The organism is Lentzea sp. DG1S-22, assembly GCF_036321065.1.
In the GTDB taxonomy this organism is placed as follows: Bacteria; Actinomycetota; Actinomycetes; order Mycobacteriales; family Pseudonocardiaceae; genus Lentzea; species Lentzea jiangxiensis.
Window position 1 is genome coordinate 5,876,525 of the sequence record NZ_CP143276.1, and the last position, 20,732, is coordinate 5,897,256.

Below are 20,732 nucleotides of genomic sequence, written 5' to 3' on the forward strand. Positions count from 1 at the left end.
GAGTCAGCCGGTCACCGCGGCGGACTTCGCCTTGACCTCGGCGACGGCGCGGTGCGAGGGGAGGATGCGGCGGCGCTCGTCGTCGGCGTCGAGCTCGCCCGCGACGAGGTCGAGGAACCGGTCGAGCTGGGTGGCGAGCGGCTCCCGTGCCGTGACCAGCTCGGGGATCTCGATGACGGTCTGCTGGCGGTAGCCGCGGCCGTCCGGGTCCGAGTCGTGCGAGATGTGCTTGTAGATCGTCACGTCGCGGCGCAGCAGGTCGACCTCGATCGACCGCTCCAGCTCCTGGATCGTCAGGGAGCGGATCTTGCGCTGGCCGATGCGGCTCGCCGAGACGCTCGCGATGCCGCCGGACGGGAACGTGAGCAACGTGTCGACCACGTCCTCCGCGCCCGGCACCGACGACGGGTGGAACTGGGCCACGCCGGCCGACACGCGCTCGGGCTCCGCGCCGCCGAAGCACTGGATGGCGAGGTCGACGTCGTGGACCAGCAGGTCCCACGCCACGCCGGTGAGGATGCGCGGCGCGTACGGGGAGTGGCGCTGCGCCGAGACGTAGACCGGCTCGGTCACCAGGCCGAGAGCGGTCATGACGGCCGGGTTGTAGCGCTCCAGCAGACCGCACATGATCGGCAGGCCCTTCGACTCGGAGAGCTTCAGGACCTCCTCGGTCTGCTCCAGCGAGGCGCAGACCGGCTTCTCGACCAGCAGCGGCTTGCCCTTGTCGAGGATCTCCAGCGCGAGGCCGTGGTGGCTCTCGGTGCTGGAGGCGAGGACGACCGCGTCGATGTCGGTCAGGTCGCCCATCTCGGGCGCCCACGACGTCTCGAACTTCTCGGCGGCGGCCTTGCCGATCTCCTCGCGCGGGTCGACGATCAGGGCGAGCTCGGCGCGTTCGGACTGGGCGGTCACGCGGGCGTGCAGCGAGCCCATGTTGCCGACGCCGATGACCGCGATGCGGGGGAGGTTGCTCATGCGCCCAGCACCTCGCGCACCGTCGAGATGATCGTGTCGAGCTCGGCGTCGGTCAGCTTCGGGTGCACCGGCAGCGACAGGGCCTGGCGGGCGACGCGCTCGGCGACCGGGACGTCGGAGATGACGACCTTCGGGTTGTCGCGGTAGCAGTCGTAGTCGAAGACCGTCTTCGGGTAGTAGATCCCGTTGCCGATGCCCTTCTCGGTCAGCTTCGCGGCGAACTCGTCGCGGCTGACCGGGGCGTCGTCGGTGATCAGGACGGTGTACTGGTGCCAGACGTGCGTGCGGCCCGGCAGCACCTGCGGCAGCCGCAGGCCCTTGACGCCCGCGAGGCCCTTGGTGAGGGTCTCGGCGTTGGCCTGGCGCGCCTTCGTGATCGTCTCGAGGTTCTCCAGCTGCGGGATGCCGATCGCCGCGTGGATGTCGGTCATGCGGTAGTTGTGACCGGCGACCTCGTACTGGTAGCGCTGGCGCATGCCCTGGTTGCGCAGCACGCGCAGCCGGTCCGCGAGGGTGTCGTCCGACGTCGTGATGACGCCGCCCTCGGCGGTGGTGATGTTCTTGGTCGCGTACAGCGAGAAGCAGCCGAGGCCGAAGCTGCCGGACGGGCGCCCCTCGTAGGTGGCGCCGACGGCCTGGGCGGAGTCCTCGACGAGCGCGAGCCCGTGCTCCTGGACGAGGGGCATGATCTTGCCCATGTCCGCCATCTGCCCGTAGAGGTGCACGGGCATGAGCACCTTGGTGTTCGGGGTGAGGGCGGCCTGGACCTTGTCCGCGTCGATGTTGAAGTCGTCCTCGCGGATGTCCGCGAACCGCGCGGTCGCGCCGGCCTCGAGGATGGCGTTCAGGGTCGCCACGAAGGTGAACGGCGAGGTGATGACCTCGTCACCCGGCTGCAGGTCGAGGACCTGGAGCGACGCCACGAGCGCGGTGGTCCCGTTGTTCACGGCCACGGCGTGCGGAACTCCGGCGACGCCCGCGAAGGCGTCCTCGAAGCGCTTGACCATCGGGCCCTGCGCGATGGCTCCCGAGCGCAGCACCTGGAGCACCAGCTGCTCGGCGGCAGCGACGTCAACAACAGTAATCGGGATCATTCAGCAGTCTCTCGCCTTCGGGGATCTCCACCGGCGCGGCCGGTACAGTGCTCTGGCCTGCACGCGGGGCCCCACGCTACCCGTACGGGCGACACCGCCTGTCCCCACCTCCTGATCGGACGCCCGTGGTCAACCACATCCACCCCAGTGCCGTCGTCGGTGACGGTGTCGAGCTCGGCGACGGCATCACCATCGGTCCGGGTGCCGTCGTGCTCGGCCCGTGCGTCGTCGAGGACGGGGCGTGGATCGGCCCGGGCTGCGTGATCGGCACCCCGCCCGAGATCACCTCCGCCGAGCACAACCGGGCGTGGGACGGCGAGCTGGCCCACGCGGGCGTGCACATCGGTGCGCGGGCCGTCGTCCGCGAGCTGAGCACCGTCCACCAGGGCTCCTACCGCGCGACGACCGTCGGTGCCGACTCGTGGCTGCTCAACCGCGTGTACGTGGCGCACGACAGCCTGGTCGGCTCGGGCGTGACCCTGTCCGCCGGCGTCTCGCTCGGCGGGCACGTGCAGATCGGCGACAAGGTCAACGTCGGCATGAACGCCTCGGTGCACCAGCGCCGCGTCATCGGCGCCGGTGCCATGGTCGGGATGGGCACGCCCGTCTCGAAGGACGTGCCCCCGTTCGCCCGCGCGTACGGCAGCCCGGTCCGGGTGCACGGCGTCAACTCGGTCGGCATGAGCCGCTCCGGCATCTCCGACGCCGCGATCGAGGCGCTGACCAGCGCTTACGCCGCCGGTCAGCTGCCGGGTGAGATCCCGGCCGAACTCGAGATCGCGTTCGAGTGGTGGACCGAGGTCGACCCGCAGAAGCCCCTGGTCGGCTAGAACCGGCTAGAACCAGCGTTCGAGGACCAGCGCCACGCCGTCCTCGGCGCTGGACGCGGTGACCTCGTCGGCGGCGGCGAGCGCGGCCTCGTGCCCGTTCGCCATGGCCACGCCGTGACCCGCCCACCGGAGCATCTCGACGTCGTTGGGCATGTCACCGAACGCGATCACGTCCTGGGCCGTGACGCCGAACCGTTCGACCACGTCGGCGAGCCCGGACGCCTTGGTGACGCCGTGCACGGACAGCTCGATCAGCCCGTTGTTCGTCGACCAGGTCACGTCGACCTGGTCGCCGAGCACCCCGCCGATGCCCGCCGCCATCTCGCCGCTGGTCATGTTCGTGTGCCTGACCAGCAGCTTGATCGCCGGGTGGCCGAGGGTCTCGGCACGGGTCGCGCCCACGTTCGGCCCCTCCGGCCACGGGTGCGTGTAGCTGATCTCGGCGACGAACGTGACGTCGTCGGTCGCCGTGCCCACGCGTTCGACCGCGAAGGCGCAGCCGGGCAGCGCGTTGTCGATCGCGGAGACGATGTCGTGCAGCTGCACCGGGTCGAGCGTGCGCGCCCAGACGATCTCGTCGCGGCCGATGTCGTAGAGCACCGCGCCGTTCGCGCACACCGCGAGGCCGTCGAGCCCGGCGGCCTTCGCGATCTGCGGCACCCACCGCGGGGGCCTGCCGGTGGCCAGGACGAACGGCACGCCCGCCTCCAGCACGCGGGCGACGACCGCGGCCGTGCGGGGGGTGACGATGTCTCCGGGGGGCGGGGTGAGCAGGGTGCCGTCGACGTCCGATGCGACCAATCTGGGCTGTTCCACGCCCCTATGGTGCCTGGTCCAAGTTCGGCACCCGCTGAACAGCTGGTTACCGTACGACCGTGCGCGCTGGAATCGTGATCCTTCCCGAACACCGGTGGTGGATGGCCGAACCCAAGTGGCGCGCCGCCGAGGAGTACGGCTTCCACCACGCGTGGACCTACGACCACCTCGGCTGGCGCACCCTGGTCGACGGCCCGTGGTTCGGCGCGGTGCCGACACTCACGGCCGCGGCGATGGTCACCTCGCACATCCGGCTCGGCACGTTCGTCGCGAGCCCCAACTTCCGCCACCCCGTGCCGTTCGCGCGGGACCTGCTGGCCCTCGACGACGTGACGGACGGGCGCTTCACCCTCGGCGTCGGCGCAGGTGGCGCCGGGTACGACACGACCGTTCTCGGCGAGGAGCCGCCGCTGCCGCGCGACCGCACGGCCCGGTTCGCCGAGTTCGTCGAGCTGCTCGACCAGCTGCTGGTCAAGGACCGCACGTCGTGGCGGGGCGAGTTCTACGCGGCGGAGGAGGCCCGCAGCGCACCCGGTTGCGTGCAGCGGCCGAGGCTGCCGTTCCTGGTCGCCGCGAACGGCCCGAGGGCGATGGGCGTCGCCGCGAGGTTCGGCCAGGGCTGGGTCACCACCGGACCGCCCACCGAGGACGTCGACGCGTGGTGGCGCGGCGTGCGGACGCTCTCGGAGCAGTTCACCGAGACCTTGGCCACAGAGGGCAGGACCACGCGCGTGCAGCGCTTCCTGAACCTCGACTCCGCGCCGGTGTACTCCCTGTCGAGCGCGCAGTGCTTCCAGGACGCCGCCGGCAGGGCGGCCGCGCTGGGCTTCACCGACGTCGTCGCCCACTGGCCGCGGCACGACGGCGTGTACGCGGGCAGCGAGTCGGTGGTCGAGGAGATCGCGGCGGACGTTCTGCCCGTTCTGGGTCACTAGGGCATCTACGGTGTCCACCGTGCGACATGTCGTGGTGATCGGTGGCGGAATCGTCGGGCTCGCGGTGGCGGACGAGCTCGCCTCGCGGGGCTCCCGCGTGACGGTGCTGGAGAAGGAACGCGTCTGGGGCGCGCACCAGACCGGCCACAACAGCAACGTCGTGCACGCGGGCCTCTACTACAAGCCCGGCTCGCTCAAGGCGCGGATGTCCGTCGCGGGCAACGCGTCCATGGTCGCCTTCGCCCGCGAGCACGGCGTGCCGGTCGACGTCTGCGGCAAGCTCGTCGTGGCGACCTCGGAGTCCGAGCTCCCCCGCCTGCACGACCTGGCGGCACGCGCCGAGGCCAACGGCGTCCCGGCGAAGCTGATCTCGGCCGCGGAGGCGCGCGAGCACGAGCCAGAGGTGTCGTGCGTGGCGGCGTTGCGCGTGGAAAGCACGGCGATCATCGACTTCCCCGCGGTGTGCACCGCGCTGGCCGGCAGGCTGTCGTCGCACGACCTCCGCCTGCGCTCGCCCGCGCTGGCGATCCGGTCGGTCCCCGGCGGCGTGGAGGTCGCGACGCCGCAGGGCGTGGTCAGGGCGGACGCGCTGGTGAACTGCGCGGGCCTGCACAGCGACCGCGTGGCGCGGCTCGCCGGCCTGACCCCGTCGGCCCGCATCGTGCCGTTCCGCGGCGAGTACTTCGAACTGCGCCGCACCGGCCTCGTCCGCGGCCTGATCTACCCGGTGCCGGACCCGACGCTGCCGTTCCTCGGCGTGCACCTCACCCGGATGCTCGACGGCAGCGTGCACTGCGGCCCGAACGCCGTGCTGGCGCTGCGCCGCGAGGGCTACCGGTGGCGCGACTTCTCGCTGGCCGACGTGGCCGACGTCGCCCGCTTCCCCGGCACGTGGCGGCTGGCCCGCAGGTACGCGCGCACGGGCGCCGAGGAGGTCCTCCGCTCGCTCTCGCGCAAGCGGTTCGCCGCCTCGCTCGCCCGGCTGGTCCCGGCCGTGCGCGAGGACGACCTGGTGCGCGCCGAGGCGGGCGTGCGGGCGCAGGCGATGCTGCCGGACGGGTCGCTGGTCGACGACTTCCGGATCGAGACGGCGGAACGGCAGGTGCACGTGCTGAACGCGCCGTCTCCGGCCGCGACGGGTTCACTGGAGATCGCCAAGCACGTCGCCGACAAGATCTTTACTCCGTTGGAGTGAACCCCGGCCTCTAGATCGACTACTCAGCGCTGCATACTCACCCGACCTGGTGACACCGCCGAGCTGAGAGGGACCTCCGCATGCGCACGATCACCCATGCCGAGTACCTGGCGCTGAAGCGGTTCCCGGCGTTGGACGGCATGAGGGCGATCGCCGCCGTGATGGTCGTCTTCTTCCACTTCGCCGGCCCGAACTGGAAGTGGCTCAACGGCTGGATCGGCGTGCACCTGTTCTTCGTGCTGTCCGGCTTCCTGATCACCACGCTGGCCCTGCGCGAGGAGAGCCGCGCCGGGAGGCTGTCGCTGCGCGACTTCTACCTGCGGCGGGCGTTCCGGATCCTGCCCGTGTACTACGCGGTGCTGCTGGTCGTCGTCGCGTTCCTGTGGCTGCGCGGCGAGTTCACCGCCTACCGGCTGCCGGACCTGCTGCCGTACTACCTGACCTTCACCAACGAGTGGGCGATGCCCGGCCAGATCTACGGCCAGTCGTGGACGCTCGGGGTCGAGCAGAAGTTCTACCTGGTGTGGCCCGCGCTGATGTTCACCGTGGGCGCGTTCACCCTCAAGCGCCGGCTGCCGATGACGATCGGCCTCATGGTGCTCGCGGTGTTCGGGCACTTCTCCGGCGTCTCCGGGCTCAGCGCCGCCGCCTACTTCATGATCCTGCTGGGCTGCCTGCTCGCGCTGGTGATGCACAGCCCCTGGGCGTTCGCCGTCGTGCGGCCGTTCACGCACCCGCTCGCCGCGCTGCCTGTGCTCGTGGTCGCCGCGCTGGTCCAGACGAACATCGCGGAGATCGACGCGGTGTTCGGCGGCAGCGGTGGCCTGGTCCCCGTCGCGCTGTACGGCGTCGCGATCGCCCTGCTCGTCACGTCGACGCTGGGACGCGGCCCGGTGCGATGGCTGCTGTCGGTGCGGCCGATGGCGTTCGTGGGTGAGCGGTCGTACTCGCTCTACCTGATCCAGGAGATCGCGTGCTTCGCGGTGATCTACACGATCCCGCGGCTCAGCACGCCGAGGCTGGCGGCGGCCGTGGTGATCACGCTGGTGGCGCTGGTCATGGCGGACCTGCTGTACCGGTGGGTGGAGCTGCCGATGATCGACCTCGGGCGGGCTCTCACCACGAGGCTGCACGCCCGGAAGACGGCTCCGGCTGCCGCGGTGCGACAGCCGGAGCTCACCACTACCTCGGCTTGAGGACTTCCAGGCCGCCCATGAACGGGCGCATCGCCTCGGGCACCACCACGGAGCCGTCGGCCTGCTGGTGGTTCTCGAGGATGGCGACGATCCAGCGGGTCGTGGCCAGGGTGCCGTTCAGGGTGGCCGCAATCTGCGACTTGCCGTTCTCGTCGCGGTAGCGGACGTTGAGGCGGCGGGCCTGGAACGTGGTGCAGTTCGAGGTCGAGGTCAGCTCGCGGTACTTCTGCTGGGTCGGGACCCACGCCTCGCAGTCGAACTTGCGGTGCGCGGACGTGCCGAGGTCGCCGGTGGCCGTGTCGATGACGCGGTACGGGACCTCGATCTTCGCGAGCATCTCCTCCTCCCAGCCGAGCAGCCGGGCGTGCTCCGCCTCGGCGTCCTCGGGGCGGACGTAGGAGAACATCTCGACCTTGTTGAACTGGTGCACGCGGATGATGCCGCGGGTGTCCTTGCCGTACGAGCCGGCCTCGCGGCGGTAGCACGACGACCAGCCCGCGTAGCGGCGCTCGCCGTCGAGGATCTCGTCGGCGTGGTAGCCGGCGAGCGGCACCTCCGACGTGCCGACGAGGTACAGGTCGTCGTTCGGCAGGTGGTAGATCTCGCTCGAGTGGGCGCCCAGGAAGCCGGTGCCCGCCATGATCTCGGGGCGGACCAGGGTCGGCGTGATCATGAGCTCGAAGCCGTTGGCCGTGGCCTGCGCCGCCGCCATGTTGAGCAGCGCGAGCTCCAGCTGCGCGCCGACGCCGCGCAGGAAGTAGAACCGCGAGCCGCCGACCTTCGCACCGCGTTCCATGTCGATCGCGCCGAGCCTGGTGCCCAGGTCGAGGTGGTCGAGCGGCTCGAAGTCGAACTGGCGCGGCTCACCGACGTGCTTGACCACGCGGAAGTCGTCCTCGCCGCCGACCGGGGCGTCCGGGTGCACGAGGTTCGGGATCCTGGCCAGGAGCTCGTTGACCTCCTCGGCGGTGGCGTTCTGCTCGGCCTCGGCGGCCTTGACCTCGGCGGCCAGGTCCTTCGCCTTGACGAGCAGTGCGGCGCGGTCGTCGCCCTTGGCCTTGCCGACCTCCTTGCCGAGCACCTTCTGCTCGGCGCGCAGGGTGTCCGCGCGGGAGATGGCGGAACGCCGGCGCTCGTCCGCGGACAGCAGGCTGTCGACGACGGCCTCGTCCTCGCCGCGGGCGCGCTGCGAAGCGCGCACGATCTCCGGGTTCTCGCGCAACACCTTGAGGTCAATCACCCTGAAAAGGGTAGTCCCCGCCTCGCCCGCGCTTCATCCGGATATCCGTTCGGCCTGTTCAACGGACGGATCACGCCAAAGCGGAGGGACCCGGCACCTGAGGCGCCGGGTCCCTCCGCGGCCGTGCCACTAGCTGATGGCGACCGCCACCACGAGGCCGAGGGCGACGTGGGCCGCCGCCACGACCACGGAGGCCGGGGCGAAGCGGTCCGACTCGATGATCGTGCCGATGTCGAGCTTGGTCACGTACTCCAGCAGGCGCACCGCGGCGACCTGCACGATGATGCCGACGAGGCCGTAGATCAGCGCGGACAGCAGGCCCTCGTCGAGCTTGCCCACCGAGCTGGTGATCGCGATGACGACGATGAACGCCATCGAGACCAGGCCCGAGGCGGTCACGATGACGGCGTTCGGGGCGCCGTTGCGGACGAGGGCGGACAACTTGCCCGGCGTCGTCCAGTCGATCGCGTAGAAGCCGAAGACCATGAGGACGAGACCGACGACGGCGTACAGCGCGATCGCGCCGATGTTCCGACCCAAGGTCGCGCCGAAGCCGGGATCCAACGCGAGCAGCGTGGTCGTCATGTGCTGTTCCCTTTCGGTGTCTCACTCAACAATTCGATGCGGCACGAACGCCGCGCCATCGTCGGTCACCAGACCGACCGTTTCCCGGATGCCGAGGCCGGCGGACGTGTCGCCCACGACCCAGGCACCCAACGCGGGGCGGTAGCCGTCGAAGTCCGGAAGCGGATCGAACAGCTGGTAGACGAATCCTTCTTTGCCGTACACGCCACCGGTCTGCGTTTCGTAGCCCGGAGCGACGATCTGGATGTTCGCACCCTCGCGGCCGAGGATCGGCTTGCGCACGTACTCGGTGAGCATGCCGGGGTCGTTCAGGTAGGCGGGGAGCAGGTTGGGGTGGCCCGGGTACATCTCCCACAGGATCGCGAGCAGCGCCTTGTTGGAGAGCAGCATCTTCCACAGCGGCTCGACCCAGAGGGTGCCGGGCAGCGACTCGACGGCGTGGCGGCCGAACTGCTCCTCGACCACCCACTCCCACGGGTAGAGCTTGAAGACCGTGCCCATGGGGGCTTCTTCGAGGTCGACGAACCGGTTGAGCAGCGTGTCCCAGCCGATGTCCTCCATCGCGATGCCCACGGTGTTCAGCCCGGCCTCGGCGGCCGTCTCCTGCAGGCAGGCGATCGTGAGGTGGTCCTCACCGGAGGGGTCGGCGCTCGACCAGCTGAAGTGCAGCTCACCGGACGGGAGCTTGGCACCGATCTCGCCCCAGCGTTCGACCAGGCGCTCGTGCAGCGAGTTCCACTGGTCGTCGTCGGGGAAGACCTCCTCCTTCCAGTACCACTGGACGTAGGCGGCCTCGAGCAGCGACGTGGGGGTGTCGGCGTTGTACTCGAGCATCTTGGCCGGGCCCGACCCGTCGTAGCGCAGGTCGAAGCGGCCGTAGACGTGCGGGTCGCGGCGCCGCCACGACTCGGCGATGTGCGGCCACACCCATTCGGCGATGCCGAAGTCGCGGTAGCGCTCGGTGAGGACCACGTTGTCGACCGCTTCGAGGCACATGGAGTGGAGGAGCTCGACGTCGGCTTCGAGCGAGAGGACCTCGCTCATGTCGAACACGTAGTGCACCGACTCGTCCCAGTAGGGGCGTTCGGCGCCGTTCGCGTACTTCGCGGGCAGCCCGAACACCAAGCCCTGGTCGGAGACCGTCCGCTGCCAGTTCGGCCGCGGGTGTGAGGCTTCACGACGCAACTGTGCTCAGCCCCCGCTGCTCTTCGAGCCGCTGCTGACGCCGAACCCACCGCGCTGCACCGTCGTGCCCGACTTGGTGGTGACGTTCGCGCCCTTCGGGATCGTGTAGCTGCCGCCGCTGACCTTCTGCCCGACGGTGCCCGAGCCGCCGTAGTTGTAGCGGTACGAGCTGCCGCCGATGTAGATGAAGCCGCCGCTCGAGTACCCGCCGTGGCTGCGGTAGTAGCTGTCGGAGCAGTAGTCGTCGTCGACGATGACGTTGTTCTGGTCCGTGCACTGCGCCGTGACGTTCTTCGGGCTGGCGGCCGCGTACCAGATCGCGACCAGCGCGATCACGCCCACGGTGACGCCACCGCCGATGAGCAGGCGCTTGCGCGTCTTGCGCTTCTTCTCGAACGCGGCGGACTCGGCGGCGAACCGCTCCTGCTGCGCCTTGAGCGCGGCGGCACGGGCGCGCTGCTCGGCGACCGACGGCTGGCGCGCCTTGGTCACGCCGGCCTGCTGCTGGCGGACCGCGCCCTTGACGGGCTTCCGCGGCGCCGGCTGGTTCGGCCCGGGCTGCTGCTGTGACGCCGGCTGGTACGGCGGCGGCTGTTGCGGCTGACCGGGCGGTCCCGACTGCGGCGTCGGCTGGCCAGGTCCTGGCAGGTTGTTGTCAGTCATCACCACTCCCGCGGGCAAGGTACCTAGCGAGACGTCGGAAACGCCGCCGAATCGGTGACGAGTGTCCTAAAAGCAACACTCGACCAACCCGGCGCACAGCCGTCTCACACGGCACGGGCATCATGGATGAGATGTCTCCGAGCGCCGGTTGGTTGAGTCGATCTGGTCACATCCGCGACACGCGGCTTGTGATGGTCGGTGCTTTCGTGGGCGCGTTCGGCCTGTTGATGTTGTCGGCGTTCACGTCGGTGCTGGCAGGAGGCCCTGTCACCACCAAGCGCGAGCTGGTGAACGCCGCGTACCAGGCCGGCGTCGGCGAGTGCCTGAACTGGGAGAAGCCCGACCTGTCGGACGCGCAGAAGGTCGACTGCTCGGCCGCGCACAAGTTCGAGGTCACCGGAACGGCGGACATCACGGCCGCCTACCCGAAGGAAGCGCCGTTCCCGGACGCCGAGGCCTGGGAGAAGATCGCCCAGGACAACTGCGCCCAGGCGGCGACCACGTACATGTCCGGCAAGCTCGACCCGAAGGGCAAGTACGGCGTCAGCACCCTGAACCCGGACGAGACCCGCTGGTCGAGCGGCTACCGCCAGCTCCGCTGCGGCCTGCAGGTCACGGCCCCGTCCGGCGCCGCCCTGCCGTCGTACGGCAGCGCGAAGACCCAGGACCAGTCGAACGTGTACGACCCTGGCGTCTGCGTCGCGCTCGCCGAGAACAACACGGTGGGCGACCCGGTCGAGTGCGCCAAGCCGCACGCGTTCGAGATCGTCGGCGTGGTGCAGCACCCCGAAGGCCCCTTCATCGCGCTCGAGCAGCAGGACAAGGTGATGTCCGAGCAGTGCGCCACGATCGCGGCCGAGTACACCGGCGGCGCCGACCTCAAGGCGAAGAAGCTGCTGGTCACGTGGGACACGCGGGCCGAGGAGAGCTGGGCCGTCGGCTCGCGCAAGGCCAACTGCAAGATCGGCGCCGTCCCCCAGGGCAACAACCTCGTGGCGTGGGAGGGCAGCGTCCGCAACCCCAACGGCGCGCCGCTGACCACCTCGAACCCGCCGCAGACCACGTCGGTCAAGGCCCAGGACGAGCCGACCGGCGCCCCGCTGCACTCCGAGAGCAACGGCCAGCAGTCCTCCGAGGCGGGCAAGCCGTCGGACTCGGGCAAGCCCGACAAGCCGTCGTCCAGCTCGCCCACGACGAGCACCGAGAACCGATGACCGTCGAGATGACGCGGGCCCGTTTCGACGAGCTCGTGGAAGAGGCCCTGGACCTGGTCCCGCCCGACTTCCTGCACGCGATGAACAACGTCGTGGTGCTCGTCGAGGACCGCAACCCGGACGAGCCGTCGCTGCTGGGCCTCTACCAGGGCATCGCGCTGACCGAGCGCAGCACCGACTACGGCGGCACCCTGCCCGACCACATCTTCATCTACCGCGAGGCCATCCTCGACATCTGCGACACCGAGGAGGACGTCGTGGAGGAGGTGACCATCACCGTGGTGCACGAGATCGCCCACCACTTCGGGGTGGACGACGCGCGGCTGCACGAGCTGGGCTGGGGCTAGGCCCCGCCTAGATCTCCACGCCCGCCCAGGACCGGCACAGCCAGCCGTCGCCACTGGACTCGAGGACCACGACGCCGGTGTTCGGCAGCAGGTTCTCCGCCAGCTCCACCGGCACGTTCGACGCCAGCGCCAGCGCGCCCATCCGGCCGGAGCCGCCGTGGGTCACGACGACGACGGTGCCGTCCTGCTCGATCGACGAGATGGCGGCGAGGAACCTGTCGAGGACCTGCTGCCCGGTCTCGCCGCCGCCGGGGAACGGCACGTCGAGCTCGCCTTCCGCCCACCGGACCACGGTCTCGAGGTACGTGCGGTACGCCTCGGTGTCGTTGCGGCCCTCGAGAGAGCCGACCTGGATCTCGTGGACGCCTTCGAGGACCCGCACGGGCAGGCCGAAGCGTTCGGCGGTGGGAGCGGCGGTCTGCTGGGCGCGCAGGCCGATGCTGGCGTAGACGGCCACGACCTCTTCGGACGCGAGGGAGTCGGCGAGCTCGCGGGCCTGCTTGTGGCCCAGTTCGGTGAGCGGCGGACCCGGCATGGCCGTGTCCAGCTTGCGCTCGATGTTCGACGCCGTCTCGCCGTGCCTGACCAGCAGCAACCTCACCCGCGCTCGCCCTTTCTGACAGCATCGACCCAGGTGGCGGCTGCGGCGAACTCGTCGTTGCGGGCCTCGACGGGCCTCTGGTCGGCCTTCGGGAAGGACCCGAGGAACCGGATCTCGCGCGAGTGTCGGTGCAGCGCGGCCAGCGCGTCACCGATCCTCGGCTCTGCGATGTGCCCCTCGACGTCGATGTAGAAGCGGTACTCCCCCAGTTTGCCCTTCGTGGGGCGCGATTCGAGGCCGGTGAGATTGATCCCACGCAGGGCCAGCTCGGTGAGCAGCTCCGACAGCACGCCCATGCGGTCCGGGGTGGTGACGACGACGCTCGTGCGGTCTGCGCCGGTCGGCTCCGGCAGTGCGCCCGGCCGGCGGAGCAGGAGGAACCGCGTGCGCGCGTCGGCCACGTCCAGGACGTCGGTCGCGTACTCCTCCAACGCGTAGTGGGTGACCGCCACCGGGGCCGTCACGGCGGCGTCGAACTCGCCGCGCTCCACGGCGGCGGCGGCAGCGGCGGTGGACGACGTGGCGATCGAGGTGACGCCCGGCAGTTCCGCGGCGATCCACTCGCGGACCTGCGCCAGCGCGTGCGGGTGCGAGGCGATCGTCCTGATCTCCGCCGTGCCCGGCCGGACCAGGACGCTGAACCGGACGTCCAGCACGGTCTCGGCGACGGCGACGACCGGTTCGTCGCGCACCAGGGCGTCGAGCGTCGCGGGCACGGCGCCCTCGACGGAGTTCTCGATCGGCACGCACGCGAACTCGGTCTCGCCCTTGCGCACGGACGCGATGGCGAGCTGGATCGTCTCCACCGGCACCAGGTCCGCCCCGAAGCGGACCGCCGCCTGCTCGGTGAAGGTGCCCTGTGGTCCGAAGTACGCAATGCGCGGCATCAGGTCAGCGTAGTGCGGTGATCCGAGGTGGAAATCACGCCTGTGACCACCGCCGGACCTGGGTTCCGCCGAGGCCGTTCGAACTGGAATGCTTGGGGCGTGCCCGCTCTAGCGCCAGAACTCGTGTTGTGCGCGGTCGACGAACCGATGGCGAACGCCTGGCTCGCCGTCGCTGACGGACGCACGGGAGTGCGGGTGCACCGCGGGTCCGTTCTGGACATCCACGCGCAGGCGGTGGTGAGCCCCGCCAACTCGCAGGGCTGGATGCGCGGCGGCATCGACGCCGTCTACGCCACGGCGTTCCCCCAGGTCGAGAACAACGTCCGCAGCGCCGTCCTCGCGCTGCACGGCGGTGAGCTCCCGGTGGGCGACGCGCAGATCGTGGCGACCGGCGAGACCGAGCCGGCCTGGATGATCAGCGCGCCGACCATGCGCCTGCCCGGCGAACGGCTGCCGGTCGACACCGTCCACCCGTACCTGGCGGCGCGAGCCGTGCTCCGGCTGTGGCTCGAAGGCCGGCTGGAGGACGGCACGCCGGTGCGCGACGCCGTCCGCACCATCGCGATGCCGGGTCTCGGCACCGGGGTGGGAGGCGTCGCCCCGTCCACGTGCGCGCACCAGGTCGCCATCGCGTGGGACGAGGCGTTCAACCCGCTGCACGTCTGAGCCCAGGTTGTGCACAACCCTGTGGACAGAGTTGTGTACAGCTGTGGACTACTGCCGTGGAGCGACCCATCTCTCCAGGTCGAGCTCATCTGTGATGGGGATGCCGAAGTCGCCGACCGCAGGGATCTCGGGTTTGAGCTTGCGGGCCTCGCGCACCGCGTCCGGCCTCAGCGCCGCGAGCTTGAAGCCGCGGCGCTGGTAGAAGCGGATCGCGTCGAGGTTGTCGTTGGTGGTCGTCAGCCGCACCCGGTTGCACCCGAGCGTGCGGGCCTGGCGCACCGCGGCGTCGACCAGCGCGGTGCCGACGCCGCGACCGCGCCTGAGCGCGTCGATCGTCACGATCTCCAGCTGGTGGTTCGCCACCGCGTAGGTCAGCAGACCCAGCACGTGACCCTGCTTCTCCACGAGGAAGCCCGGCAGACTCGCCGGGAAGAACACCTCGCCGTGCGCGACGGAGGTGTGCGCTCCCCACAGCTCGAGGACCAATCGGGCGACAACTATGCGATCCGCTTCCTCGATCGGCCTTACCGAGCCTTCTGCCATGACAAGAACTGTCTCAATCCGAGTCACGCTCAGGAACAGCCATTCGACGTACGGTGGATTCGTGCCAGTGCGCGTTTTGTTGGTTGACGATCACGAAGTGGTGCGCAGAGGACTGCGCGAGATGCTCGATGACGAGGAGGACATCTCCGTCATCGCGGAAGCCGGTTCCGTCGGCGAGGCGGTGACACGGGCCGGGCGGACGACGCCCGATGTGGCCGTCGTGGACGTTCAGCTCCCCGACGGCAGCGGTGTCGACCTCTGCCGCGAACTGCGGGACCTCGGCATCCGCTGCCTCGTGCTGACCGCGTTCGACGACGAGGAGGCGCTCGTCGGGGCCATCATGGCCGGTGCGTCGGGGTATCTGCTCAAGCAGGTCCGCGGCCAGGACGTCGTGACGGCCGTGCGGGAGGTCGCGGCAGGACGGTCCCTTCTGGACCCCGCCACCACAAGCCGGGTACTCGAACGGATGCGCAACCCGGCCCCGGTCGGGCTCACCGACCAGGAACAGCGCGTGCTCGAACTCATCGGCGAGGGCCTGACAAACCGCCAAATCGGTGAAAGGTTGTTCCTCGCGGAGAAGACCGTGAAGAACTACGTGACGTCGGTTCTGTCCAAACTCGGCATGGAACGGCGCACGCAAGCTGCCGCCTGGGTGGCTAAACGGGGACGGACCAGGTGAGCGTCGTCCCGTTCGGCGAACTCGCGACGCGGAAATCACCGCTCGCCGCCTTGGCCCGTTCCGCGAGGTGCCGCAATCCGCGTTGGGTGACGCCGGACGGGATGCCGCACCCGTTGTCCGCGACACGCAGCAGCAGATGCTTCTCGTCGCGCCGTACGTCGATCTGGACGTTCGTGGCGCCTGAGTGCCGCACGACGTTCGACAACGCCTCGCGCAACGCCGCCCGTGCGTCGTCGGCGTACTTGCGCGGCACGTTCGCGAGGTCGCCCGCCACGTGCAGGCGCGGCGCGAAGCCGAGCAGCTCGCCGGCCGTGCGGACCTCGGCCTTGATGGAGTCGAGCAGGTCGGCGGAGTCGGCGGGGTCGGTGTTGCGCAGCTTGCGGACGGTCGCGCGGACCTCGGCGATCGTCTCGTCGACCAGGTCGACGGCCTCGTTGATCCGGGCGCGCTGCGAGTGGTCGAGCTTCTTGCCCAGCCGCCGTTCCAGCAGGCTGAGCTGCACACCGGCGCCGTAGAGCCGTTGGATGATCACGTCGTGCAGGTCGCGGGCGATCCGTTCGCGCTCCTCGTAGACCGCGACGCGCTGCCGTGCCGTGAAGCCCTCGGAGAGCACGACGGCGAGGCCTGCCTGGGCCGCGAACGCCGACAGCACGTCCACGGTCTCCTGCGTGAACGGCGGCTTGTCCCGGCGCCGGTAGACGGCCAGGGCGCCGATCTTGCGGTCCGAGGTGCCGAACGGCGCCACCGCGAACGGCCCGTAGCTCCTCAGCGCGTGCGGCACGTACGGGGCCGTGCGCGGATCGCTCGTCACGTCGTCGGCCATCACCGGGACGCCCGTGCGCGCGGCCTTGGCGGCGGCGCTGCGCGGGCTGAGCGTCGCCACGACCGGCTCGCCGCTGGACGCCTCGACGGTCAGCGTGCCGTCGTCCTCCTCGGTGGCGAGCATGGCGAGCACGAGGTCGGCGTCCGCGATCTCCGCGGCCGCGTCCACGACGAGCCGCAGCACGTTCTCCGGGTCTTCCAGCGCAGCCGACGTGATCTCGGTCGACGCGACGAGCACGCGCCGCGCGAGGGAGGGGTCCATGGTCCTCAACGGTAGGCGGGCGTGCCGAGGTCCAGCACGAGGTCTGCCCGTGCCGCCTCATCGGGGCGGTGGGTGATGTGCAAGATCGTCCTGCGGTCGCGCCGGAGCTCGTCCAGGAGCTTGCGCGCGGTCGGTTCGTCGAGGTGCGCGGTGGGCTCGTCGAGCAGCACCACGTCGGCGTCGTGCAGCAACGCCCTCGCCAGCGCGAGCCGTTGCGCCTCGCCGCCCGACACCTGGTCCGGCCGGATGACCGTGTCGAGCCGGTCGGCCCACTCCGGCAGGCACGCCTTGCGCAGGGCCTCCTTCAACGCCTCGTCGTCGTGCCGGCCCGACATCCGCAGGTTCTCCCGCACGGTCGTGCTGACCAGCATCGGTTCCTGCGGGCACCAGGTGGCGCGCGGCAGCTCGACGATGCCCCGTTCCGGCTGCAGGAAGCCCAGGAGCAGCGCGAACAGCGTCGACTTGCCGCTGCCCGACGGTCCGACGATCGCGACGTGCGCGCCGGGTTCGACGTCGAGGTGCAGGTCGGTCAGCGTCGGCTCGGTCGCGCCGGGCCAGCGGACGTCGACGTTCTCCAGCCGGATGCGCTTGCCGCGCAGCGGCTCCGGAGCTTCCGGGGCGTCGAACTGCAGCCGCGCACTCGCCTCCTGGAGCGCCCTGCGCTGCTGGGCGGCGAGGGGCAGGGCGGTCAGCGGTTCGGCCAGGGCGAGCGGGACCAGGCCGAGCACCGGGTTGCCGGTCGTGGCGCAGACCAGGGCGGCCAGACCGGTCGCGAGCAGGACGATCGCCGTGGCGGCGCCCGTGCCAAACGCTTGCCTGCGGGTCTCCCGCGCGAGTTCGACGTCCTCCGCGTGCAGCCGCGCCAGCAGGCGGTGGTGGGCGTCGTGGGCGATGAGGTCCGGCGCGGCGGTGAGCGCGTTGATCGTGTCCCTGGCGACCCTGCGGCGGCCCCTGGCGAGCTTCGTGCTGGCCCGGCGCTCGGTCCGGACGGCGACGGCCGGTGCGGCCAGCCCGGCCACGAGCAGCAGACCGCCCAGGGTCAGCGCGGCCGCCGGGTCGATGAACGCGAACAGGACCGTGGACGCGATGCCGGCGCCGATCGCCACGACCGGCGGCACGAGCACGCGCGGCACAAGGTCGCGGATCGTGTCCGTGTCCTCGACGAGCCGTTGCAGCCCATCACGCCGTTGGGTCCGCACGAGCCGTAGCCACAGCTCAGCCCGCAGGTTCGTCGCGAGCTTGAACGCCTCGTGGTGCGTGACCAGGCGCTCGACGTACCGGAGCACGCCCTTGCTCAGCGCGAACGTCCGCACGCCCACGACCAGCACCGACAGGGTGAGGATCGGCGGCATCTCGGCGGCGCGGGCGATGAGGTGCGCGGCGAGCGCGGTCAACGCGATGCCCGCGACGGCCGCGAGCACGCCCAGCCCGGCGCCCTTCCACGGGATCGGCAGTCGCTTCGGCCGTTCTCGCTGGGTCTCCTCGGTGACGACCCTGGCGAACGTCTCGTCCTCGGTCGTCTCCTTGTCGCGGTGCGAGGCGAGGACGACGGCCGCGGTGGCGCTGGCTCGCTTGATCGCTTTGTCGACTTTGCGACTTGTCACCGGGTCGAGGTGCGCGGTCGGTTCGTCGAGCAGCAGCACCGTCGCGCCGTGGCGAACCCTCAGCAGAGCGCGCGCGACTGCGACTCGTTGGCGTTCACCGGTCGAGAGGTCCGTGATCTGGCGGTCGAGCAGATGTGCGGCCACGACCTCGTCGGCGACCTGCTCGACGTCGTCGGCCCCGGGAACCGTGAGCTCCAGCTCGGCGCGCGGCGTGGCGGCGGCGAACGCGGGCTTCTGCGGCACGTAGGCGATGTCGCCCGCCACGAACGCGGTGCCGTCCGTCGGCTCCAGGAAGCCCAGGAGCACCTGGAACGTCGTCGACTTCCCGGAGCCGCTCGCGCCCTCGAGCCGGTGGACCTCGCCCGGCCGGACGCTGAAGCTCAGGCCGTCCGGCGCGAACCCGCCGCGCCGCAACACACGCAGGTCGTCGACCTGCACGGTGGCGACGTCCCCGCGACCGCCGGGCAGGCGCGGGCGCGACCTGTCCTCGTGGTCGACGACCTCGGCGACGCGCCTGACCGCCTCCAGGCCGTCCTCGCTGGCGTGGTGGGCGGCGCCGGCCGCCCGCAGCGGCAGGTAGCACTCGGGCGCGAGGATCAGCACGACGAGCGCGGTCATCAGCGTCATGTCGCCGTGCACGAGCCGGACGCCGATGCCGACCGCGATCAGCGCGACGCTCAGGCTGGCCGCGATCTCCAGCACCAGGGCGCTCAGGAACGCGATCTTGAGCGTGCCCATCGTGGCCCTGCGGTGCTGCTCACCGATCTGCCGGACCGCGCCGGCCTGCTGCTTCGCGCGGCCGAAGACGGTCAGCACCGGCAGTGCGCGGAGCAGTTCGAGGAGCTGGGCGGACAGCAGTTCGGTGACGTCCGCGGCCTTGCGGACGCGCTTCTCGGTGTACCAGCCGATCAGCGCGGCGAAGACCGGGATCAGCGGCACGGTGACCGCGATCAGCACCGCCGACGGCCAGTCGGTGAAGAGGATCCACGCCCCGGCGAGCGGCGGCACGATCACGGCCGTGACCAGCGCGGGCAGGTAGCGGGTGAAGTAGGCGTCGAGCGCGTCGAGGCCCTTGGTGGCGAGCACCGACAGCTCGGCCGTGCCGCGGTCGGCGATCCAGCCGGGACCGCGTTCGAACGCCTTGGCGAGCAGCTGGGTCCGCAGCTCCTCCTTGGCACCGGCGGCGGCACGGGCGGCGGCGCTCTCCGTCGCCCACGACAGACCGGCGCGCGCCAGGACCGCCACGGCCAGCAGCGGGAGGCCTTCGCGCGTCGTGATCACCGACGCCAGGGCGACCGCCTGGGCGACGAGCGCCAGGGCGTTGAGGAACGCCAGCGCCCCCACCCCGGCGAGGGCGCGCCTGGCGTTCTTCGAGAGCTGGGGCAGAGCGCCCAGCGGGCCTCGCCTCATCAGTGCGCCGCCGGGATGTGGCGGACGCCGATGCGCTTGCGGAACACCCAGTAGGTCCAGCCCTGGTAGACGAGCACCGCGGGCGTGCCGAACGCCGCCACCCACGTCATGACCTTCAACGTGTACGGGCTCGACGCGGTGTTGGCGACCGTGAGCGACCACGCGTCGTTCAACGTCGACGGCAGGACGTTCGGGTAGAGCGAGCCGAACAGGATCACGACGGTCGCCGCGATCGCCAGGCCCATCAACGCGAACGACTGCCCGTCGCGGTCCGCGACCAGCCGCCACATCGCCAGGCCGAGGATCGCCACGACCACGGCCGCCCACAGGCCGGCGACGATCGCGAGCAGCGCCACGAGCGGCAGCAGCGCCACCGGTGCCAGCGTCATCGCGACCCGGCGTGCCCGTTCGCGGATCTCGCCCTCGGTCTTCAACGCCGTGAACACGGCGCCGTGCACCAGCGCGTACCCCGCGAAGGCGAGCGCGCCGATGACCGTGTCGAGCCGGATCGCCGCGAAGGGCGAGCCGACGCGGTCGCCGTTCGCGTCGATCGGCAGGCCGAGCACCGTCGTCGAGATCAGCAGGCCGACGCAGAGCGTGGCGATCCACGAGCCGGCGACGATGGTCAGGTCCCAGGCCCTGCGCCAGCGCGGGTTGTCGACCTTGCCGCGGTAGTCGAACGCGACCCCGCGGCCGATCAACGCGATGAGGAACAACGTCAGTGGCAGGTATGCGGCGCTCAGAAGCGCCGCATACCAGCCGGGGAAGGCCGCGAACGTGGCACCGATCGCGACGATGAGCCACACCTCGTTGCCGTCCCAGACCGGCCCGATGGTGTTGATCATGACCCGGCGTTCGGTGTTGTCGCGGCCCAGGACGGGCAGCAACATGCCGACGCCGAAGTCGAAACCTTCGAGGAACAGGTAGCCGAGCCACAGCACGGCGATGAGCACGAACCAGAGCGTTTCCACGTCGCCTCTCCC

The 20,732-nt window shown here is 70.7% G+C and carries 21 protein-coding genes; 8 read left to right on the forward strand and 13 right to left on the reverse strand.

Going from position 1 to position 20,732, the window contains the following annotated elements:
- Nucleotides 1-3: 3 nt before the first annotated feature.
- Together V1227_RS27435 and V1227_RS27440 are read right to left on the reverse strand one after the other, a co-directional pair.
- Complete coding sequence (locus V1227_RS27435; RefSeq protein WP_329788301.1) at nucleotides 4-975, reverse strand: Gfo/Idh/MocA family protein; 972 nt, start codon at nucleotides 973-975, stop codon at nucleotides 4-6.
- Nucleotides 972-2,069, reverse strand: a complete 1,098-nt coding sequence (locus tag V1227_RS27440; protein WP_329788302.1) for a DegT/DnrJ/EryC1/StrS family aminotransferase — start codon at nucleotides 2,067-2,069, stop codon at nucleotides 972-974. Before V1227_RS27440 ends, V1227_RS27435 begins: the two co-directional genes overlap by 4 nt.
- Before the next feature lie 125 nt (nucleotides 2,070-2,194).
- Here V1227_RS27440 and V1227_RS27445 point away from each other — a divergent pair, with 125 nt between their 5' ends.
- On the forward strand, nucleotides 2,195-2,899 hold the full coding sequence (locus V1227_RS27445; RefSeq protein WP_329788303.1) for a UDP-N-acetylglucosamine acyltransferase: 705 nt from the start codon (nucleotides 2,195-2,197) through the stop codon (nucleotides 2,897-2,899).
- A 6-nt stretch (nucleotides 2,900-2,905) separates the two neighbouring features.
- Here the strand turns inward: V1227_RS27445 and V1227_RS27450 are convergent, their stop codons facing one another.
- Nucleotides 2,906-3,715, reverse strand: a complete 810-nt coding sequence (locus V1227_RS27450; RefSeq protein ID WP_329788304.1) for an HAD family hydrolase — start codon at nucleotides 3,713-3,715, stop codon at nucleotides 2,906-2,908.
- Nucleotides 3,716-3,774: 59 nt separating this feature from the next.
- Here V1227_RS27450 and V1227_RS27455 point away from each other — a divergent pair, with 59 nt between their 5' ends.
- From V1227_RS27455 to V1227_RS27465, 3 genes are all read left to right on the forward strand, one after another.
- Complete coding sequence (locus V1227_RS27455; protein WP_329788305.1) at nucleotides 3,775-4,650, forward strand: LLM class flavin-dependent oxidoreductase; 876 nt, start codon at nucleotides 3,775-3,777, stop codon at nucleotides 4,648-4,650.
- A gap of 19 nt (nucleotides 4,651-4,669) precedes the next feature.
- On the forward strand, nucleotides 4,670-5,845 hold the full coding sequence (gene lhgO, locus V1227_RS27460) for an L-2-hydroxyglutarate oxidase (RefSeq protein ID WP_329788306.1): 1,176 nt from the start codon (nucleotides 4,670-4,672) through the stop codon (nucleotides 5,843-5,845).
- Between the two features lie 80 nt (nucleotides 5,846-5,925).
- Nucleotides 5,926-7,041, forward strand: a complete 1,116-nt coding sequence (locus V1227_RS27465) for an acyltransferase family protein (RefSeq protein ID WP_329788307.1) — start codon at nucleotides 5,926-5,928, stop codon at nucleotides 7,039-7,041.
- Here the strand turns inward: V1227_RS27465 and serS are convergent.
- The 4 genes from serS to V1227_RS27485 all read right to left on the reverse strand — a co-directional run bounded on the left by serS (nucleotide 7,028) and on the right by V1227_RS27485 (nucleotide 10,714).
- On the reverse strand, nucleotides 7,028-8,281 hold the full coding sequence (serS, locus tag V1227_RS27470) for a serine--tRNA ligase (RefSeq protein WP_329788308.1): 1,254 nt from the start codon (nucleotides 8,279-8,281) through the stop codon (nucleotides 7,028-7,030). The two genes, V1227_RS27465 and serS, sit on opposite strands and share 14 nt — an antisense overlap.
- A gap of 129 nt (nucleotides 8,282-8,410) precedes the next feature.
- Nucleotides 8,411-8,866, reverse strand: coding sequence for a DUF350 domain-containing protein (locus V1227_RS27475; protein ID WP_329788309.1), 456 nt, complete (start codon nucleotides 8,864-8,866; stop codon nucleotides 8,411-8,413).
- A gap of 21 nt (nucleotides 8,867-8,887) precedes the next feature.
- Entirely contained in the window at nucleotides 8,888-10,051 is a 1,164-nt protein-coding gene (locus V1227_RS27480; RefSeq protein WP_329788310.1) for a glutathionylspermidine synthase family protein, read from the reverse strand.
- Between the two features lie 6 nt (nucleotides 10,052-10,057).
- Complete coding sequence (locus tag V1227_RS27485; protein ID WP_329788311.1) at nucleotides 10,058-10,714, reverse strand: hypothetical protein; 657 nt, start codon at nucleotides 10,712-10,714, stop codon at nucleotides 10,058-10,060.
- Between the two features lie 191 nt (nucleotides 10,715-10,905).
- Here V1227_RS27485 and V1227_RS27490 point away from each other — a divergent pair, with 191 nt between their 5' ends.
- Both V1227_RS27490 and V1227_RS27495 read left to right on the forward strand, forming a co-directional pair.
- On the forward strand, nucleotides 10,906-11,928 hold the full coding sequence (locus V1227_RS27490; protein WP_329788312.1) for a septum formation family protein: 1,023 nt from the start codon (nucleotides 10,906-10,908) through the stop codon (nucleotides 11,926-11,928).
- Nucleotides 11,925-12,275 (forward strand): metallopeptidase family protein, encoded by a 351-nt coding sequence (locus V1227_RS27495; RefSeq protein ID WP_236215752.1) that lies wholly within the window; start codon nucleotides 11,925-11,927, stop codon nucleotides 12,273-12,275. Before V1227_RS27490 ends, V1227_RS27495 begins: the two co-directional genes overlap by 4 nt.
- A gap of 7 nt (nucleotides 12,276-12,282) precedes the next feature.
- Here V1227_RS27495 and V1227_RS27500 read toward each other — a convergent pair whose 3' ends face one another.
- A complete protein-coding gene (locus V1227_RS27500) occupies nucleotides 12,283-12,876 on the reverse strand; it encodes a histidine phosphatase family protein (RefSeq protein WP_329788313.1) in 594 nt (197 codons plus the stop codon).
- Nucleotides 12,873-13,763, reverse strand: coding sequence for a prephenate dehydratase (gene pheA, locus V1227_RS27505; RefSeq protein WP_329788314.1), 891 nt, complete (start codon nucleotides 13,761-13,763; stop codon nucleotides 12,873-12,875). Before pheA ends, V1227_RS27500 begins: the two co-directional genes overlap by 4 nt.
- 147 nt (nucleotides 13,764-13,910) lie before the next feature.
- Here pheA and V1227_RS27510 point away from each other — a divergent pair, with 147 nt between their 5' ends.
- Nucleotides 13,911-14,429, forward strand: a complete 519-nt coding sequence (locus V1227_RS27510; RefSeq protein ID WP_090101938.1) for a macro domain-containing protein — start codon at nucleotides 13,911-13,913, stop codon at nucleotides 14,427-14,429.
- 48 nt (nucleotides 14,430-14,477) lie between these two features.
- Here V1227_RS27510 and V1227_RS27515 read toward each other — a convergent pair whose 3' ends face one another.
- Complete coding sequence (locus tag V1227_RS27515) at nucleotides 14,478-14,972, reverse strand: GNAT family N-acetyltransferase (protein ID WP_329788315.1); 495 nt, start codon at nucleotides 14,970-14,972, stop codon at nucleotides 14,478-14,480.
- A 61-nt stretch (nucleotides 14,973-15,033) separates the two neighbouring features.
- Between V1227_RS27515 and V1227_RS27520 the strand changes: the two genes are divergently transcribed.
- The gene (locus V1227_RS27520) at nucleotides 15,034-15,651 is read left to right on the forward strand and encodes a response regulator transcription factor (RefSeq protein ID WP_308102638.1); all 618 of its coding nucleotides are present in this window, start codon (nucleotides 15,034-15,036) and stop codon (nucleotides 15,649-15,651) included.
- Here V1227_RS27520 and V1227_RS27525 read toward each other — a convergent pair.
- Genes V1227_RS27525 through cydB form a run of 3 tightly spaced genes read right to left on the reverse strand, consistent with a single transcriptional unit; the run spans nucleotide 15,629 to nucleotide 20,720 of the window.
- Nucleotides 15,629-16,735: a GAF domain-containing sensor histidine kinase gene (locus V1227_RS27525; RefSeq protein ID WP_329788316.1), complete on the reverse strand. Its 1,107-nt coding sequence runs from the start codon at nucleotides 16,733-16,735 to the stop codon at nucleotides 15,629-15,631. The two genes, V1227_RS27520 and V1227_RS27525, sit on opposite strands and share 23 nt — an antisense overlap.
- Nucleotides 16,736-16,740: 5 nt before the next feature.
- A complete protein-coding gene (gene cydD / locus V1227_RS27530; RefSeq protein WP_329788317.1) occupies nucleotides 16,741-19,749 on the reverse strand; it encodes a thiol reductant ABC exporter subunit CydD in 3,009 nt (1,002 codons plus the stop codon).
- Entirely contained in the window at nucleotides 19,749-20,720 is a 972-nt protein-coding gene (cydB, locus tag V1227_RS27535; protein ID WP_329788318.1) for a cytochrome d ubiquinol oxidase subunit II, read from the reverse strand. The genes cydD and cydB overlap by 1 nt, the downstream gene beginning before the upstream one ends.
- Nucleotides 20,721-20,732: the final 12 nt, after the last annotated feature.

Bases quoted from the DNA above. Each gene is read 5' to 3' on its own strand.
- V1227_RS27485 (WP_329788311.1), bottom strand. From the start codon at position 10,714: ATGACTGACAACAACCTGCCAGGACCTGGCCAGCCGACGCCGCAGTCG.
- V1227_RS27475 (WP_329788309.1), bottom strand. From the start codon at position 8,866: ATGACGACCACGCTGCTCGCGTTGGATCCCGGCTTCGGCGCGACCTTG.
- V1227_RS27440 (WP_329788302.1), bottom strand. From the start codon at position 2,069: ATGATCCCGATTACTGTTGTTGACGTCGCTGCCGCCGAGCAGCTGGTG.
- V1227_RS27435 (WP_329788301.1), bottom strand. From the start codon at position 975: ATGAGCAACCTCCCCCGCATCGCGGTCATCGGCGTCGGCAACATGGGC.
- V1227_RS27510 (WP_090101938.1), top strand. From the start codon at position 13,911: ATGGCGAACGCCTGGCTCGCCGTCGCTGACGGACGCACGGGAGTGCGG.
- cydD (WP_329788317.1), bottom strand. From the start codon at position 19,749: ATGAGGCGAGGCCCGCTGGGCGCTCTGCCCCAGCTCTCGAAGAACGCC.
- V1227_RS27495 (WP_236215752.1), top strand. From the start codon at position 11,925: ATGACCGTCGAGATGACGCGGGCCCGTTTCGACGAGCTCGTGGAAGAG.
- pheA (WP_329788314.1), bottom strand. From the start codon at position 13,763: ATGCCGCGCATTGCGTACTTCGGACCACAGGGCACCTTCACCGAGCAG.
- V1227_RS27490 (WP_329788312.1), top strand. From the start codon at position 10,906: ATGGTCGGTGCTTTCGTGGGCGCGTTCGGCCTGTTGATGTTGTCGGCG.
- V1227_RS27465 (WP_329788307.1), top strand. From the start codon at position 5,926: ATGCGCACGATCACCCATGCCGAGTACCTGGCGCTGAAGCGGTTCCCG.
- V1227_RS27525 (WP_329788316.1), bottom strand. From the start codon at position 16,735: ATGGACCCCTCCCTCGCGCGGCGCGTGCTCGTCGCGTCGACCGAGATC.
- V1227_RS27515 (WP_329788315.1), bottom strand. From the start codon at position 14,972: ATGGCAGAAGGCTCGGTAAGGCCGATCGAGGAAGCGGATCGCATAGTT.